The sequence below is a fragment of the Bacillus sp. JJ1764 genome (assembly GCF_036962145.1).
Classification (GTDB): domain Bacteria; phylum Bacillota; class Bacilli; order Bacillales; family Cytobacillaceae; genus Neobacillus.
In genome coordinates this window covers 1-229 of record NZ_JBALNY010000087.1, presented here as the reverse complement: position 1 = coordinate 229, position 229 = coordinate 1, and the positions used below count along the sequence as shown (strand labels likewise).

The window sequence follows — 229 nt, the reverse complement described above, 5'->3', positions numbered from 1 at the left end:
AGTGGTAAAAGGAACAGCGGAATCAGGCTCCGAGGTAGTAGCCACAGTAAATGGCAGGGAGCTCGGAAAAGTGACAGCTGACCAGGATAGCAAGTTTATAATTAACATCTCAAAACAAGAAGCAGGTTCCATCATTACCATAACAGCAACAGATACAGCTGGTAACACAAGTGAGAAATCAGAAGTAACGGTTAAAGATGTAACGGCCCCAGCAGCACCGGTAGTTAAT

General features: G+C 44.5%; 1 protein-coding gene. It reads left to right on the top strand.

Translation table 11 applies throughout. The features are described 5' to 3' along the window. A partial coding sequence (locus V7083_RS13345) for an Ig-like domain-containing protein (protein ID WP_335478495.1) occupies positions 1 to 229 on the top strand: 229 nt, incomplete at both ends.